This window comes from Metapseudomonas boanensis (assembly GCF_042232855.1).
Classification (GTDB): domain Bacteria; phylum Pseudomonadota; class Gammaproteobacteria; order Pseudomonadales; family Pseudomonadaceae; genus Metapseudomonas; species Metapseudomonas boanensis.
The window spans coordinates 3,965,288-3,978,944 of sequence record NZ_CP113889.1 but is presented as its reverse complement, the minus strand read 5'-3'; the positions used below and the strand labels follow the sequence as shown (position 1 = coordinate 3,978,944).

Sequence of the window (13,657 nt, the reverse complement as noted above, 5' to 3'; positions counted from 1 at the left end):
TTAACTGACGGCATCAACCATGCCGTGCCGCACCGCCAACAAGGCCAGCTCCACATCGCTTGAAATCGACAGCTTGTCGAAGATGCGATAGCGGTAGGTATTCACCGTCTTGGGCGACAAGCAAAGTTTGTCGGAGATGCTCTGGACCTTCTGGCAGTTGGCAATCATCAGGGCAATCTGGATTTCTCGCTCCGAGAGCAGATCAAAAGGCGAGCTCCCGGCTTGCGGCTGGAACGACTTCAGGGCGAGCTGCTGGGCGATTTGCGGGCTGATGAAGCGTTGACCGGCGAATACCTGGCGGATCGCCTGGATCATTTCGTCCAGCCCGGCACCCTTTGTCAGGTAGCCCGCGGCGCCGGCCTGAAGGAGACGCGTCGGGAAGGGATCTTCTTCACAGGCCGTCACCGCCACGACTTTCAGGTCTGTGTGGCTACGCAGGAGTTTTCGGGTGGCTTCCAGACCGCCAATCCCAGGCATCTTGACGTCCATCAGCACTACATCCGGCTTGAGTTCACGCGCCTTCTTGATCGCTTCTTCGCCGCTTTCGGCCTGGCCCACCACCTGCAAGCCGTCTACATCGGCCAGCATGCGAGTTATCCCCGTTCTCACCAGATCGTGGTCATCGACCACCAGTACCCTTATCAAGCGACACCTCTTCAGTGCATCGCGCGCCGCAGTGGCAGCAAGCTTGTTTGAATGTTCGCCACATTAGCAAATGACACGAGTTACACCTAGAGCCCATTGCTTGCCCGTCAATCCACAAGCGTCAAAATATCGAACAAGGCACCCTGCATCATTCCTGAAAAATTGTTCCTGATGCCGAATTATCGACGATTATAAGAGCATTTTTTCATCATAAGCGCGAGCAACCCCGCCAGACGCCGCCCCGACAAACCAGCCATAACAACGACCGGCCCGTCACAGCACAGAACGGGCCGATCTCCCCGTCGGATCAAACTGTCAGTATTTCAGACGGATCAACGTGATTGAGCGTCGACAGTATGTGCATGGGCTCAGTCAGAGCCGGCGCCATGGTCCATCGCTCAAGGTTGTCATTTCCCACCCTGACCAACCCGGTATGACTGCTCAAGTTGCGATCCACTTCCGGATTGATGTCATAGAAGCCCAGGCTGAAACGCACCGCCTCAACAGCTTCCGGCTCACCGGTCAGGAACTGCCAACCTACACCGATACGGTGCTTCTCAACGTAAGCCCGAAGTACCTCAGCGGTGTCCATCAGCGGCTGCAAGGTAATGGAGTACATAAAGACACTGCGCCCAGCACGATCGCCCAACAGTTGCTGAAGCCGGAGCAGATTGGCCGTCATGGTCGGACATTTGCCCGAACACTCCGTGTACATCATGTTGAAGGCGACCACCTTGCCGCGAATCAGGTCGTCGTAAAACCTCACCTTTCGCCCTTCATGGGTGACCAGTATGACGTTCGGAAACACCTCACCACCTCGCATGACAACCGAATCGCTCCCGCTCTCCTCCGTACCGCCCTGCATCGCTGCCCAACCCGCAAGAACGGCGGCTGAACTCCCCAGTCCTACCAATAGATTTCTCCGCGTATTCATGATGTTTCCTCCCGCTTAATGGGAAAGCTCCGCGATACGCTCTAGACGATGTCCCACCGCAGCATCATGGCGTGGTCTTCGTGGATCAGGTTGTGGCAGTGCATGACGTACTTGCCCTTGTAGTCACGGAACCGGAGGAACACCCGTAGCGTCGCGAAAGGCTCAAGGACGTAAACGTCCTTGCGCCCCTGGTCATGGGGCGTTAACGGCACGTTTACACCCTTGATCGTCTTGCTGAGGATTCGACCCTCTTCGAAGTGAATGTGAATCGGATGCGACCAGCCATCCTCGGGATTGACCAGCTCCCAGATCTCGTTGGCCCCCTTGGGGATCTGTGCTCGTGGGTTGGTTACGTCGACGAACTTGCCATTGATCGCCCACATCCCATTTGTTCTTTCAAAGATCCACCGCCTGACATGGGCAGAGTCGATTTCGGCCTGGGAAATAGGCGGCAACGGGCGCAACACGCTCGGGACCCGACTGAGATCCTGGGACGGCGGGTAACGGTCGACGATGATTTTCAGAACACGGACGCCGGGTTCCTTCACATCCTTCGGCCCCCTGGTCTCCTCTTGGCGCAGCCGATTGACCAGGTAGAGCTGGGTCCCGATCAGATAGCGGGAGAAGTCGACCACGATGTCGGCACGCTCGGCAACGCCCAGGCGGATGCTGGTTTGGTTTAACAGCGGTGCTGGGAAGAGGTTGCCGTCGTTACCGATATGGGTGAACTTCTGAACCACGTCACTCGGCGAAACCAGGAAGAGCTCATAGAAGCGACTCGGTCCGGTATTCAGCAAGCGGAAACGATAGCGCCTGGCAGCCACTCGTAGCACGGGCTCGATGCGACCATTGACCAGCACCTTGTCTCCGAGCACGCCCTCGGGATTTACCTGGTCGTAGTACAGCTTGCCGGATGCATCGAAGCGCCGATCATTGAAGTTCAAGGGATAGTCGTAGGGATGACTCGGCAAGCGAAGCGCAGTAGGGCTCGGATCAGCCTCGTTACCAGAATCCAAATCGTCGAACAGGAGGTAGAACCCCGCCAACCCGAGATACAAATTGGGCGCTGTGAAGTCCAGGGTATGGTCATGATAAAAGAGCGTGCCCAAGGCCTCCCTGTAGTCCCCCTTCAGGTCCTGCCGCGCCTCGAAGCCCGCACACACATTCGAATACAGATGATCCTTGAACTTTCCTTTGGCAGTCAGCGTCGGTCCAGCCTTGTTGGGGCTGTAATAGTCGCCGGGAAAGCCATCGCTCTCTGATCCGGTATGCAAGTTGTGCAAGTGCGTAGAGATCTCAGGAGTGCCGAAACCCACGTGATTCTGCGGCAACTTGTTGTAGATGCGGCACAGGATGGGGAGCCCGTAGTGACCGTGAAAGGTCGCACTGGGCATGGTCGTATCCGGGATTGTCGACTGATAACCCCAGATCCGCTGTGGCGGATAGGAAGGGCTGTACACCCAATCGGTCCGCTCAGTTGCGTTGATCTCGTAATACTCCGCATAGGGGGCGAACTGAGCCCAACGTTGATGCGGATTACGCCCCGCCTCGCCGGCTGCAATATTTGCCGTCTCAGTTGGTGCCGGATTGAGTGCTGCAACGTGTGGGGCAGGACTCACCTGTTTGGGCAGCTCATGAGCCCAAGGCACCGTGGGCGGACTGGGCGGAATGATGGGCACGGTCACCGCGCGAGCCTGTCGACCATTCAAGAGTAGCGGCGCCGCCATCGTCGCTGCCGTCAGTTTCAAGAATGTCCTTCTGTCCTCCCTCCCGTTCGAATCCTCCAGGCGATTCGTCGCGTGCTCGCTCTCAAGGCGTTTCATGACTATCTCCACTAGCTGCCGCTCAGCACTGGAGATGGCACCGTATTCGGCGCTTCTGGGAACAGCTGCACCAGTGATAATTTCGGCCAATTGAGCGTTTGCTCGTTGGATTAGCGCCGCAAAACGTCAATAACACGACTTAAATGCATTTGTATCAAAATGTAAATCATCAGTCGTCGGCGTTTTGGCTCGCCTGTCGGCTGACCTGAAATCCGTTAAGTAGACGTATCTCAAGCTGTCAGGTGGCGTGGCGAGGAGATGAACGCTGTTATCAATTACCTGCAGATGATCATGGATCTGCCAAACAGGGGGCGGCGGTCAAAGTTGTCGGCAAACCGTTGTACGGGGCACCCCAGGCAGCGGTAATCGAACCCGGCGAGCGGAATTTGCCGGCCGACTGAAGGAGGTGGTCGAAGCGATGCGCCGCACTGGCGTACTGAGCGAACTGAGCGAACTAGCGGTTAAGTGGTTAGGCTTCGACATGATCAGGAGCCAGACAGAGGAGCGAGATGGCTACCAGCAGCCCAGAAACGCAAAAGCCCCGATTTACGGGGCTTTTGACGCTAAAATATGGCGGAAGCGTAGAGATTCGAACTCTAGGACAGTTGCCCGTCGGCGGTTTTCAAGACCGCTGCCTTAAACCACTCGGCCACGCTTCCAAATGCGTCGTACAGAGGTTCTCAACATCGCTGCCTTGAAACCTCCGCTTGCGCGGGCCGCCATAGTACCGGAACGCAACACGCTGTCAAACTCTTGCAATTCAACATGCAAGGCTCTCTGTTATGCTCATTCCCTGACTGAGGTCACGGAAATCCAATTTCGGGAGTGTCGCGATGAATCAACAGAACTACGCCCTCAACCAGGCCCAGGCCGAACAGCTGGAGGTCAGCCGCGTCCTGCGCAATACCTACGGCCTTCTGGCCCTGACGCTCGCGTTCAGCGGTCTGGTTGCCTACGTCGCTCAACAGATGCGCGTACCGTACCCAAGCATCTTCGTGGTGCTGATCGGTTTCTACGGCCTGTTCTTCCTGACGGTTAAGCTGCGTGATTCCGCCTGGGGTCTGGTTTCGACCTTCGCCCTGACCGGTTTCATGGGTTACACCCTTGGCCCAATCCTCAACATGTACCTGGGCATGCCCAATGGTGGCGAGGTCGTCAGCTCCGCATTTGCCATGACAGCGCTGGTGTTCTTCGGCCTGTCCGCCTATGTGCTGACCACCCGCAAGGACATGAGTTTCCTGGGTGGATTCATAACCGCGGGCTTCTTCGTCCTGATTGGTGCAACGCTGGTGAGCCTGTTCTTCAACATCAGCGGCTTACAGCTGGCGATCAGCGCAGGCTTCGTGGTCTTCTCCTCGGTCTGCATCCTGTTCCAGACCAGCGCGATCATCCACGGTGGCGAGCGCAACTACATCATGGCCACCATCAGTCTGTATGTGTCGATCTACAACCTGTTCATCAGTCTGTTGCAGCTGATCGGTGTGTTCAGCAGCGACGACTGATCGACAGCGCAAGCAGAAAAGCCCGCCTCGGCGGGCTTTTTTCTGTCTCTGCAACGGCAAATGGCAACGTCTGCCGTATCATTCCATTCGTTCCCAATCCTAGTTTCGAAGCGTCCATGAAATTCGCCATTGCCCTCTTCGCTCCACCCCACGCGCCCTCCTCCCGGCGCGCCCTGCGCTTTGCCCAGGCAGCGCTGGAGGGAGGTCACGAAATCGTGCGCCTGTTCTTCTACCAGGATGGCGTGCACAGCGCGTCGGCGAACGTGGTTTCATCACAGGACGAGCTGGACTTTTCCTCGGAGTGGAGCCGTTTCGTCCGCGAGCACCGACTCGATGGCATCGTCTGCATTGCCGCAGCGCTCCGTCGGGGCGTGCTCAACTCCGAAGAGGCGCAACGCTACGACAGACCCGCCGCCAATCTGGCCGAGGGCTGGGAGTTGTCCGGCCTCGGCCAGTTGCACGAGGCAGCGCAACTGGCGGACCGCCTGGTCTGTTTCGGGGGCAATTGAAATGAAGTCGATGCTGATCATTACCCGCCAGGCCCCCTGGACCGGGCCTGGCGCTCGCGAGACCCTGGACATCGCCCTGGCCGGCGGCGCCTTCGACCTGCCGCTGGGCATGCTGTTCCTCGATGATGGCGTCTTCCAGCTGGTGGCGAGCCAAAAGCCGGGCTCCCTGCAGCAGAAAGACCTTACCGCCAACCTCCAGGCGCTGCCGCTTTTCGGTGTAGAGTCGCTCTACGTATCGGCACAGAGCCTGCAAGAGCGTGGACTCGACGCGGCCACCTTGAACCTTGCGGTGGAGGTGCTGGACGACAGTGCACTCACCGCCCTTATCGACCGCTACGACCAGGTGATCACACTCTGATGGCCACCCTGCACATACTTTCTCACTCCCCGTTCACTGACGGTCGACTAGGCAGCTGCCTGCGCCTGCTGGGGCCACAGGATGCTCTGCTGCTTACCGGCGATGCCGTCTATGCCCTGCAGCCTGGCAGCCCCCCCCGCCAGGCCCTGGAGCTGATGCCCGACCTGATTGCCTTGTATGCATTGGCTGAAGACCTCGAAGCACGCGCCATCCGGGACCTGCCGACACGCCTGCAAGTTCTGGATTACCCCGCCTTCGTCGACCTCTGCTGCCACTACGACAAGGTCAACAGCTGGCTATGAACGAACTATTGATCGACGGCCACAGCATCGCGCTGGACAAGGACGGTTACCTGCAGGAACTCGGGGACTGGAACCCAGCTGTCGCCAGAGCTTTGGCTGAACGAGAAGAGCTGGAGCTGCAGCCGGAGCATTGGGAGATCATCGAGCTATTGCGCAGGTTCTATGCGGAGTTCCAGCTCTCGCCGGCCAACCGCCCGCTGGTGAAGTACGTCGCGCAAAAGCTCGGCCCGGAAAAGGGCAACAGCCTCCACCTAAACCGCCTCTTCAAGGGCGCCCCGGCCAAGCTTGCCGCCAAGCTCGCCGGCCTGCCGAAACCGACCAATTGCCTATGAACCTCGTCACTCCTCCAGAACATCCCTTCGCCCAATTCGTGCGCATCCTCGGCAAGGGCAAGCGCGGCGCCCGCAACATGACCCGCGAAGAAGCCCGCGAATCCATGGGCATGCTGCTCGATGGCGCGGTCGAAGATACGCAGCTCGGCGCCTTCCTGATGTTGTTGCGGCACAAGGAAGAAAATGCGGAGGAACTGGCCGGCTTCACTGAAGCCTTCCGCCAACGCAACCCAGCACCCGAAATTGCCGTGGACCTCGATTGGCCCACCTACGCCGGCAAGAAACGCCACCTGCCCTGGTACCTGCTCGCCGCGAGGGCTTTGGCTGATTCCGGAGTTCGCATCCTGCTCCACGGCGGCGGAGCCCACACCGCAGGGCGCCTCTACAGCGAGCAGTTGCTGGACTTGCTGGATATACCACTGTGCATGGACTGGACGGAGGTCGCCGAAGCCCTGGACGAACGTCGACTGGCCTTCATACCACTCAGCGCCTGGGCGCCCCAGTTTCAGCGGATGATCGACCTGCGCAACACCCTCGGGCTACGCTCACCGATTCACTCATTGGCGCGCATCCTCAATCCGCTCCAGGCTCGCTGCGGGCTGCAGAGCATCTTCCACCCTGGCTACCAGGCGGTCCATCGCGAAGCTAGCCAACTGCTAGGTGACCACGCCATTGTCATCAAGGGCGAAGGCGGCGAGATCGAGGTCAATCCCGACGGTACGTGCCACCTTTACGGCACCACCACTGGCAAGGCCTGGGATGAGGAATGGCCGGCACTCTCCCCCCAACGTCACGTCAAACCAGAGCGCTTGGACGCCGCGCAATTAGTAACCGTATGGAATGGTGAGGCCGAAGACCATTACGGCCGCCTTGCTGTCATCTCCACCATGGCGCTTGCCCTGCGCGGCCTAGGCTACGAACGCGAACAGGCCTTCGAGGAAGCCCAGCGTCGCTGGGATATCCGCAAGAGATCAGTCTGATCGATAGTTAAGCCCGGTTATTTGCGCTTTTTTATCGAGCAGCGCCCGATAGACTGAGACCGAACACAATTTCGGAGACAGCTCATGGGCCTGCTCGTTGACGGTAAATGGCATGACAAGTGGTACGACACCGCCAAGGATGGACGCTTCCAGCGAGAAAGCGCCCGGCGGCGTAACTGGATAACCCCTCACGGTGAACCTGGACCTTCGGGTGTTGGCGGATTTCCGGCCGAAGCTGGTCGTTACCACCTCTATGTATCACTGGCCTGCCCCTGGGCCCATCGAACCCTGATATTCCGCAAACTCAAAGGCCTGGAGTCACTCATTGATGTCTCAGTCGTCAGCTGGCTGATGCTGGAAAATGGCTGGACCTTCGACCAGGCCTTCGGCTCAACGGGCGACAAGCTGGACGGACTTGATTTCCTCCACCAGCGCTACACCCTGGATAGCCCCGAGTACAGCGGCCGTGTCACGGTGCCTTTGCTTTGGGACAAACAGTCGGGTCGTATCGTCAGCAACGAGTCATCTGAAATCATCCGCATGTTCAACGGTGCCTTCGACCACCTCACTGGCAACCGGTTGGATTTCTACCCCGAGTCAATTCGGGGCGAGATCGATGCCCTGAACGAGCGGATCTACCCGGCAGTGAACAACGGTGTCTACCGCGCTGGCTTCGCCACGACACAAACGGCCTATGCCGAGGCATTCCAGACACTGTTCGAGGAGCTCGACTATTTGGACGCCCTATTGGAACGTCGACGCTACTTGGCAGGCGAGCGCCTCACTGAAGCAGACTGGCGACTGTTCACTACCCTGATCCGCTTCGACGCTGTATATCACGGCCACTTCAAGTGCAACCTGAAGCGGATCGCTGACTATCGCAACCTATCAGGTTGGCTGCGAGAGCTGTACCAATGGCCAGGCGTGGCAGAGACGGTGGATTTCACCCATATCAAAGGCCACTACTACGCGAGCCATCGCACCATCAACCCAACCGGCGTGATCCCTTTGGGGCCTGCACAGACTTTCGAGGCTCCGCATGATCGCGATCATCTGCCGCCAGGGCGCAGAGTGCAACCGGCGCTGAGTCAAGCTCGGGCATTGCCCTGAGCGCCCTCGAACCAGGCCAGCTTGTCGCGTAATCTCACCACTTCGCCGACAATCACCAGGGTCGGGGCGTGGACCTCATGCTCAGCCACCAGCTTCGGCAGGTTGGCCAAGGTGCCGGTGAAGACTCGCTGTTTGCTGGTGGTGCCCTGCTGGACGAGTGCGGCGGGCGTATCCACCGAGCGTCCATGCTTGACCAGCTGCTCACAGATCATCGGCAACCCGACCAGCCCCATGTAGAACACCAGCGTCTGGCCCGGGGCAGTGAGATCGGCCCATGGCAGATCGCAACTGCCATCCTTCAGGTGTCCGGTGACAAAGCGAACGGACTGGGCATAGTCTCGATGGGTCAGTGGTATCCCAGCATAGGCCGAGCAACCAGACGCCGCCGTAATCCCCGGGACCACCTGGAAAGGAATGCCATTGGCCGCCAGCTCTTCGATTTCTTCGCCGCCACGGCCGAAAATGAACGGGTCACCGCCCTTAAGGCGAAGCACGCGCTTGCCGAGCTTCGCCTGTTCAATCAAAAGCCGGTTGATCTCGTCCTGAGGGACTGCATGATCAGCGCGGCGCTTGCCGACGTAGATCCGCTCCGCATCACGCCGGCAGAGCTCGATTATTGGCGCCGCGACCAAGCGGTCATAGAGCACCACGTCAGCTTGCTGCATCAGACGCAGTGCGCGGAACGTGAGCAGATCGGGATCCCCTGGGCCAGCGCCAACCAGATAGACCTCGCCTAGCGCTTTTGGCGCTCCGCCGGCTACTTTCTCGGCGAGCAAGCGTTCGGCCTCTGTCGCCTGGCCAGATAGCATCCGATCCGCAATGGGCCCCTGGAACACCTCCTCCCAGAACACCCGGCGCTGCTGCACATTCGGGAGCAATGCCTTTACCTGGTCCCGGAACTTCTTTGCCAACCCGGCGAGCTGACCATAAGTGGCGGGAATCCAGGTCTCGATCTTGGCCCGGATCAGTCGGGCGAGCACCGGCGCGTCGCCCGCGCTGGATACCGCCACGATCAGTGGGGAGCGGTCGACGATGGCCGGGAAAATCACGCTGCAGAGCCTCGGCGCATCCACCACGTTGACTGGAATACCACGCGCCTGGGCGTGGACCGAGACCTGTGCATTCAAGGCCTCGTCATCGCTTGCCGCTATAGCCAGGCCGCAGCCATCGAGGTCTACTACATCGTAGCCACGCTGGTGACATTGACCGCCACTTGCAACGGCCATCTCCACGAGCTGCTCGTCAAGTTCAGGCGCCACCACTTGCAATCGGGCTCCCGCATCAACCAACAGCCGCGCTTTGCGAAGCGCGACCTCGCCACCACCGACCACAAGCACCTGGCGCCCCTGAAGATTGTGGAACAGCGGTAGGAAATCCATAGACAGGCCTTCTTGCGTTAACAGGTTTAGGGCGAGTTCAACGATGACCGCCCGCGGGCAACCAGGTCGCAACGCGGGCAGAGATCCTTTCCATCAGCCCCACACAATGTGGGGACTTGGCACTCAGCCGATGACTTCGATGCCGCCCATGTAGGGTTTAAGCGCTTCCGGCACACGGATGCTGCCGTCTGCTTGCTGATAGTTTTCCAGCACCGCCACCAGGGTCCGGCCAACTGCCAAGCCCGAGCCATTCAGGGTATGCACCAGCTCCGGCTTGCCGGTTTCCGGATTGCGGTAGCGCGCCTGCATGCGGCGCGCCTGGAAGTCACCGCAGTTGGAGCAAGACGAAATCTCGCGGTACTTGTCCTGGCTCGGCACCCAGACCTCCAGGTCATAGGTCTTGGTAGCACCGAAGCCCATGTCACCCGTGCACAAGGCCAGCACGCGGTAAGGCAGCTCAAGCAACTGCAGTACGCGCTCGGCGTTACCGGTCAGGCTTTCCAGCGCTTCATAGGACTTCGACGGCTCGACGATCTGCACCATCTCGACCTTGTCGAACTGGTGTTGGCGGATCATTCCGCGAGTATCACGGCCAGACGCACCAGCTTCGCTGCGGAAGCACGGGGTATGCGCAACGAACTTCAGCGGCAGTTGCTTGGCCTCAAGGATTTCACCGGCCACGATGTTGGTAAGCGAGACTTCCGCCGTGGGAATCAGGTAGAAATCGGCTTCGTTTTCGCGGGAGATCTTGAAAAGGTCCTCCTCGAACTTCGGCAGCTGGCCTGTACCCTGCAACGCAGGCGCCTGCACCAGGTAGGGGGTGTAAGCCTCTTCGTAGCCATGCTCGGCGGTGTGCAGGTTGATCATGAACTGCGCCAGGGCACGATGCAGGCGGGCGATAGGGCCGCGCAACAAGGCAAAGCGAGCGCCAGAGAGCTTGGCAGCGGTCTCGAAGTCCAGCCAGCCGTGCTGCTCGCCCAGGCTCACATGGTCTTTGATTTCGAAGTCGAAACTGCGCGGAGTGCCCCAGCGACGAACCTCGACGTTCGCGCCTTCATCTTCGCCAACCGGCACCGACTCGTGCGGCAGGTTCGGGATGTTCAGCAGCAAGTTGTCCAGCTCGGCCTGGATGTTCTCCAGCTCACGCTTGCCCTCGTCCAACTCGGTGCCCATGCGATCCACGTCGGCCAGCAGCGGTGCAATGTCTTCGCCGCGCTGCTTGGCCTGACCGATGGACTTGGAACGGGCATTGCGCTCAGCCTGCAGCTGTTCAGTGCGAGTCTGCACGGCCTTGCGCTGGTTCTCCAACGTTTCCAGGCGCGTTACATCCAGTTCAAAGCCACGGGTGGCGAGGCGTTCCGCGATTTCCCGAGTCTGGGTACGGACCAGTTTGGCATCGAGCATGTCAGGTTCTCGTCTATCAGAGTTTCGTCAGTATCAAGCCCGCCCAGGTGGCGAGCAGGCCGCCCAATACGCTCAGCGTCACGTAGCTCAGTGCCAACGGCATCTGGCTGCTTTCCAGCAAACGCAGCGTATCGAGGGAAAAGGATGAAAAAGTCGTCAGGCCACCCAGGAATCCGACCATGAGCCCGGAGCGGACCTCCACAGGCACGTCCGGGCGCACCAGGAACAACCCATAGAGGTAACCGATCAGAAAGCAGCCGACGATATTGACGGCAAGGGTACCGGCGTAGAAGTAGCGTGGCCAGTAGGCTGCGATGAGATTGCCGGCGGCAAAACGCAACAGGGTTCCGGCTACGCCACCGGCAGCAACTGCGAGGATGAGCCCGGTCAAGGCTTTCTCCTTTGCCACGGGCTGGCCCGATCCAGCGCATCCAGGTGTTGCAACTTGTCACGAATTTTCAGCTCCAGGCCTCGCGGCACGGGCTGATAGTAACGACGTGGTTCCAGGTGTTCGGGGAAGTAATCCTCACCGGCTGCATAGGCCTCGGGCTCATCGTGGGCATAGCGATACTCTTCGCCATAGCCAAGCTCCTTCATCAACCGGGTCGGCGCATTGCGCAGGTGCAGCGGGACTTCCTGCGAACCGTTCTCTGCAGCGTCGCGCATTGCAGCCTTGAAAGCCATGTATACGGCATTGCTTTTGGGTGCGCAGGCCAAGTAAACGATGGCTTGGGCCACTGCAAGCTCTCCCTCGGGACTACCCAGGCGTTCCTGGACATCCCAGGCAGACAGGCACAGGCTCAGGGCCCGTGGGTCAGCGTTACCGATATCCTCACTGGCCATGCGCACCACCCGGCGGGCGATATACAGTGGGTCGCATCCACCATCGAGCATTCGCGCAAACCAGTAGAGCGCCGCATCTGGGTCAGAGCCCCGAACCGATTTGTGCAGAGCCGAAATCTGGTCGTAAAACGCTTCACCGCCCTTGTCGAATCGACGCCGGCTGTCACCCAGAAGGTTCTGGAGCAGCTCGACACCCATCTCGCCGCCGTCCTCGGCCAGGTCCGCGGCATTCTCCAACAGGTTGAGCAGTCGACGACCATCACCATCAGCAGCCGCCATGAGGATGCCAAAGCTCTCTTCAGGCAATCTGAGGCGCCGCTTGCCGAGCCCCTTGTCCTCGCTGAGCGCGCGCGCCACCAGCTTACGCAGGGCAGGCTCATCCAGGCTTTTGAGCACATAGACGCGGGCCCGGGACAACAATGCGTTGTTCAGCTCGAACGAAGGATTCTCGGTCGTGGCGCCGATGAAGATAAGCGTGCCATCTTCGACGTACGGCAGGAACGCATCCTGCTGCGACTTGTTGAATCGATGGACTTCGTCAACGAAGAGAATGGTGCGGCGGCCGTACTGAGCTGCCTGCTGCTTGGCCATCTCCACCGATTGGCGTATTTCCTTGACGCCGGAGAGCACTGCGGAAATGGTCTCGAAATGCGCATCGGTAACCTGCGCCAGGAGCTTGGCCAGGGTGGTTTTGCCGACACCTGGAGGCCCCCAGAAAATCATCGAGTGAAGCGCCCCCTGTTCCAGCGCCTCGCGCAGCGGCTTACCGGGAGCCAACAGGTGCTCCTGCCCGACGTACTCGTCCAGACTGGTCGCGCGCAAACGCGCGGCCAGCGGCTGAGCGATAGGTTCGGAGCGGAACAGGTCCATGGGCAAAGCAGCTTATTCCTGAATGACGTCGGCGCCCTCAGGGACCTTGAAGTTGAACTGGGCAGTGTCGATCGCCTGATTCATCTTGATCCCGAGGAACAGAATGTTGGTGCGCTGGCCGACACTGTCGATCAGCTGCATGTCATTGATCACACCGCTGCGGAACGAAAGGCGAAGGGTGTCGAACAGTGTGTCCTTGGCCTTGGGCTTGAGGATGAAGTCCACCACGTCGCCGCCCTCTTTGTGAGTGATGTCGAAGTTCTCGCTGATCTTCGAGACATCACCAGAAAGCAGCAACGCCGGAGTGTGGGTCAAACGCTGGTCGAGGGCCTGTATGGTGACCTGTTCCAGATCAGGATCGTAGAGCCAGACCTTCTCACCATTGGAAACCAGTAACTGCTCCATCGGCGCGTCGGTGTGCCAGCGGAACAGGCCCGGACGCTTGAGTGAGAGTTCGCCGGAAGTTTCCTGAAGCTGGGTCCCGGAGCCGTCCAGAGTCAGCTGGGAGAAACGCCCGGTAATGGTCTGTGCATTGTTCAGCATTTCGGTCAGGCGGCTGATGGCCACCTTGTCATCGGCCTGCACCTGCAGGGCGCCAAGACCCAGTACAGCTATCAGCAGCATGCGGATCAGTCGCATGGAAATCCTCGTCAAGAAATCGGTTTC

At 59.4% G+C, this 13,657-nt stretch carries 15 protein-coding genes and 1 tRNA gene; 7 read left to right on the top strand and 9 right to left on the bottom strand.

Going from position 1 to position 13,657, the window contains the following annotated elements:
- The 4 genes from uvrY to OXH74_RS18570 form a co-directional block, all read right to left on the bottom strand.
- A complete protein-coding gene (gene uvrY, locus OXH74_RS18585) occupies positions 1 to 645 on the bottom strand; it encodes a UvrY/SirA/GacA family response regulator transcription factor (protein WP_375738279.1) in 645 nt (214 codons plus the stop codon).
- Between the two features lie 307 nt (positions 646 to 952).
- Positions 953 to 1,579, bottom strand: coding sequence for an SCO family protein (locus OXH74_RS18580; protein WP_375738278.1), 627 nt, complete (start codon positions 1,577 to 1,579; stop codon positions 953 to 955).
- A 41-nt stretch (positions 1,580 to 1,620) separates the two neighbouring features.
- The gene (locus OXH74_RS18575) at positions 1,621 to 3,402 is read right to left on the bottom strand and encodes a multicopper oxidase family protein (RefSeq protein ID WP_375738277.1); all 1,782 of its coding nucleotides are present in this window, start codon (positions 3,400 to 3,402) and stop codon (positions 1,621 to 1,623) included.
- A gap of 571 nt (positions 3,403 to 3,973) precedes the next feature.
- Positions 3,974 to 4,061 (bottom strand) — tRNA-Ser (locus tag OXH74_RS18570).
- Positions 4,062 to 4,235: 174 nt separating this feature from the next.
- Between OXH74_RS18570 and OXH74_RS18565 the strand changes: the two genes are divergently transcribed.
- From OXH74_RS18565 to OXH74_RS18535, 7 genes are all read left to right on the top strand, one after another.
- Positions 4,236 to 4,904 carry a Bax inhibitor-1/YccA family protein gene (locus tag OXH74_RS18565; RefSeq protein WP_215369851.1) on the top strand — a complete coding sequence of 223 codons (669 nt, stop codon included), beginning with the start codon at positions 4,236 to 4,238 and terminating at the stop codon, positions 4,902 to 4,904.
- Between the two features lie 116 nt (positions 4,905 to 5,020).
- Entirely contained in the window at positions 5,021 to 5,413 is a 393-nt protein-coding gene (tusD, locus tag OXH74_RS18560) for a sulfurtransferase complex subunit TusD (RefSeq protein WP_375738276.1), read from the top strand.
- Position 5,414: 1 nt separating this feature from the next.
- Entirely contained in the window at positions 5,415 to 5,771 is a 357-nt protein-coding gene (gene tusC / locus OXH74_RS18555) for a sulfurtransferase complex subunit TusC (protein WP_375738275.1), read from the top strand.
- A complete protein-coding gene (gene tusB, locus OXH74_RS18550) occupies positions 5,771 to 6,073 on the top strand; it encodes a sulfurtransferase complex subunit TusB (protein ID WP_375738274.1) in 303 nt (100 codons plus the stop codon). The genes tusC and tusB overlap by 1 nt, the downstream gene beginning before the upstream one ends.
- The gene (locus OXH74_RS18545) at positions 6,070 to 6,405 is read left to right on the top strand and encodes a TusE/DsrC/DsvC family sulfur relay protein (RefSeq protein ID WP_375738273.1); all 336 of its coding nucleotides are present in this window, start codon (positions 6,070 to 6,072) and stop codon (positions 6,403 to 6,405) included. Before tusB ends, OXH74_RS18545 begins: the two co-directional genes overlap by 4 nt.
- On the top strand, positions 6,402 to 7,385 hold the full coding sequence (locus OXH74_RS18540) for a glycosyl transferase family protein (protein ID WP_375738272.1): 984 nt from the start codon (positions 6,402 to 6,404) through the stop codon (positions 7,383 to 7,385). The genes OXH74_RS18545 and OXH74_RS18540 overlap by 4 nt, the downstream gene beginning before the upstream one ends.
- Before the next feature lie 84 nt (positions 7,386 to 7,469).
- The gene (locus OXH74_RS18535; RefSeq protein WP_375738271.1) at positions 7,470 to 8,495 is read left to right on the top strand and encodes a glutathione S-transferase family protein; all 1,026 of its coding nucleotides are present in this window, start codon (positions 7,470 to 7,472) and stop codon (positions 8,493 to 8,495) included.
- Here OXH74_RS18535 and cysG read toward each other — a convergent pair.
- The 5 genes from cysG to lolA all read right to left on the bottom strand — a co-directional run bounded on the left by cysG (position 8,474) and on the right by lolA (position 13,630).
- Complete coding sequence (cysG, locus tag OXH74_RS18530; protein ID WP_375738270.1) at positions 8,474 to 9,874, bottom strand: siroheme synthase CysG; 1,401 nt, start codon at positions 9,872 to 9,874, stop codon at positions 8,474 to 8,476. The two genes, OXH74_RS18535 and cysG, sit on opposite strands and share 22 nt — an antisense overlap.
- Positions 9,875 to 9,997: 123 nt before the next feature.
- Entirely contained in the window at positions 9,998 to 11,278 is a 1,281-nt protein-coding gene (serS, locus tag OXH74_RS18525; RefSeq protein ID WP_375738269.1) for a serine--tRNA ligase, read from the bottom strand.
- Between the two features lie 16 nt (positions 11,279 to 11,294).
- Positions 11,295 to 11,669, bottom strand: a complete 375-nt coding sequence (gene crcB, locus OXH74_RS18520) for a fluoride efflux transporter CrcB (protein WP_375738268.1) — start codon at positions 11,667 to 11,669, stop codon at positions 11,295 to 11,297.
- Complete coding sequence (locus OXH74_RS18515; protein ID WP_375738267.1) at positions 11,666 to 12,991, bottom strand: replication-associated recombination protein A; 1,326 nt, start codon at positions 12,989 to 12,991, stop codon at positions 11,666 to 11,668. The genes crcB and OXH74_RS18515 overlap by 4 nt, the downstream gene beginning before the upstream one ends.
- A gap of 12 nt (positions 12,992 to 13,003) precedes the next feature.
- Entirely contained in the window at positions 13,004 to 13,630 is a 627-nt protein-coding gene (gene lolA, locus OXH74_RS18510) for an outer membrane lipoprotein chaperone LolA (protein WP_375738266.1), read from the bottom strand.
- Positions 13,631 to 13,657 lie beyond the last annotated feature (27 nt).

What these genes read in the sequence shown, in the direction of transcription:
- OXH74_RS18565 (WP_215369851.1), top strand. Translation starts at nt 4,236, where the DNA reads ATGAATCAACAGAACTACGCCCTCAACCAGGCCCAGGCCGAACAGCTG.
- OXH74_RS18545 (WP_375738273.1), top strand. Translation starts at nt 6,070, where the DNA reads ATGAACGAACTATTGATCGACGGCCACAGCATCGCGCTGGACAAGGAC.
- tusB (WP_375738274.1), top strand. Translation starts at nt 5,771, where the DNA reads ATGGCCACCCTGCACATACTTTCTCACTCCCCGTTCACTGACGGTCGA.
- OXH74_RS18580 (WP_375738278.1), bottom strand. Translation starts at nt 1,579, where the DNA reads ATGAATACGCGGAGAAATCTATTGGTAGGACTGGGGAGTTCAGCCGCC.
- OXH74_RS18540 (WP_375738272.1), top strand. Translation starts at nt 6,402, where the DNA reads ATGAACCTCGTCACTCCTCCAGAACATCCCTTCGCCCAATTCGTGCGC.
- OXH74_RS18535 (WP_375738271.1), top strand. Translation starts at nt 7,470, where the DNA reads ATGGGCCTGCTCGTTGACGGTAAATGGCATGACAAGTGGTACGACACC.
- tusC (WP_375738275.1), top strand. Translation starts at nt 5,415, where the DNA reads ATGAAGTCGATGCTGATCATTACCCGCCAGGCCCCCTGGACCGGGCCT.
- tusD (WP_375738276.1), top strand. Translation starts at nt 5,021, where the DNA reads ATGAAATTCGCCATTGCCCTCTTCGCTCCACCCCACGCGCCCTCCTCC.
- lolA (WP_375738266.1), bottom strand. Translation starts at nt 13,630, where the DNA reads ATGCGACTGATCCGCATGCTGCTGATAGCTGTACTGGGTCTTGGCGCC.
- serS (WP_375738269.1), bottom strand. Translation starts at nt 11,278, where the DNA reads ATGCTCGATGCCAAACTGGTCCGTACCCAGACTCGGGAAATCGCGGAA.
- OXH74_RS18575 (WP_375738277.1), bottom strand. Translation starts at nt 3,402, where the DNA reads ATGAAACGCCTTGAGAGCGAGCACGCGACGAATCGCCTGGAGGATTCG.
- OXH74_RS18515 (WP_375738267.1), bottom strand. Translation starts at nt 12,991, where the DNA reads ATGGACCTGTTCCGCTCCGAACCTATCGCTCAGCCGCTGGCCGCGCGT.
- cysG (WP_375738270.1), bottom strand. Translation starts at nt 9,874, where the DNA reads ATGGATTTCCTACCGCTGTTCCACAATCTTCAGGGGCGCCAGGTGCTT.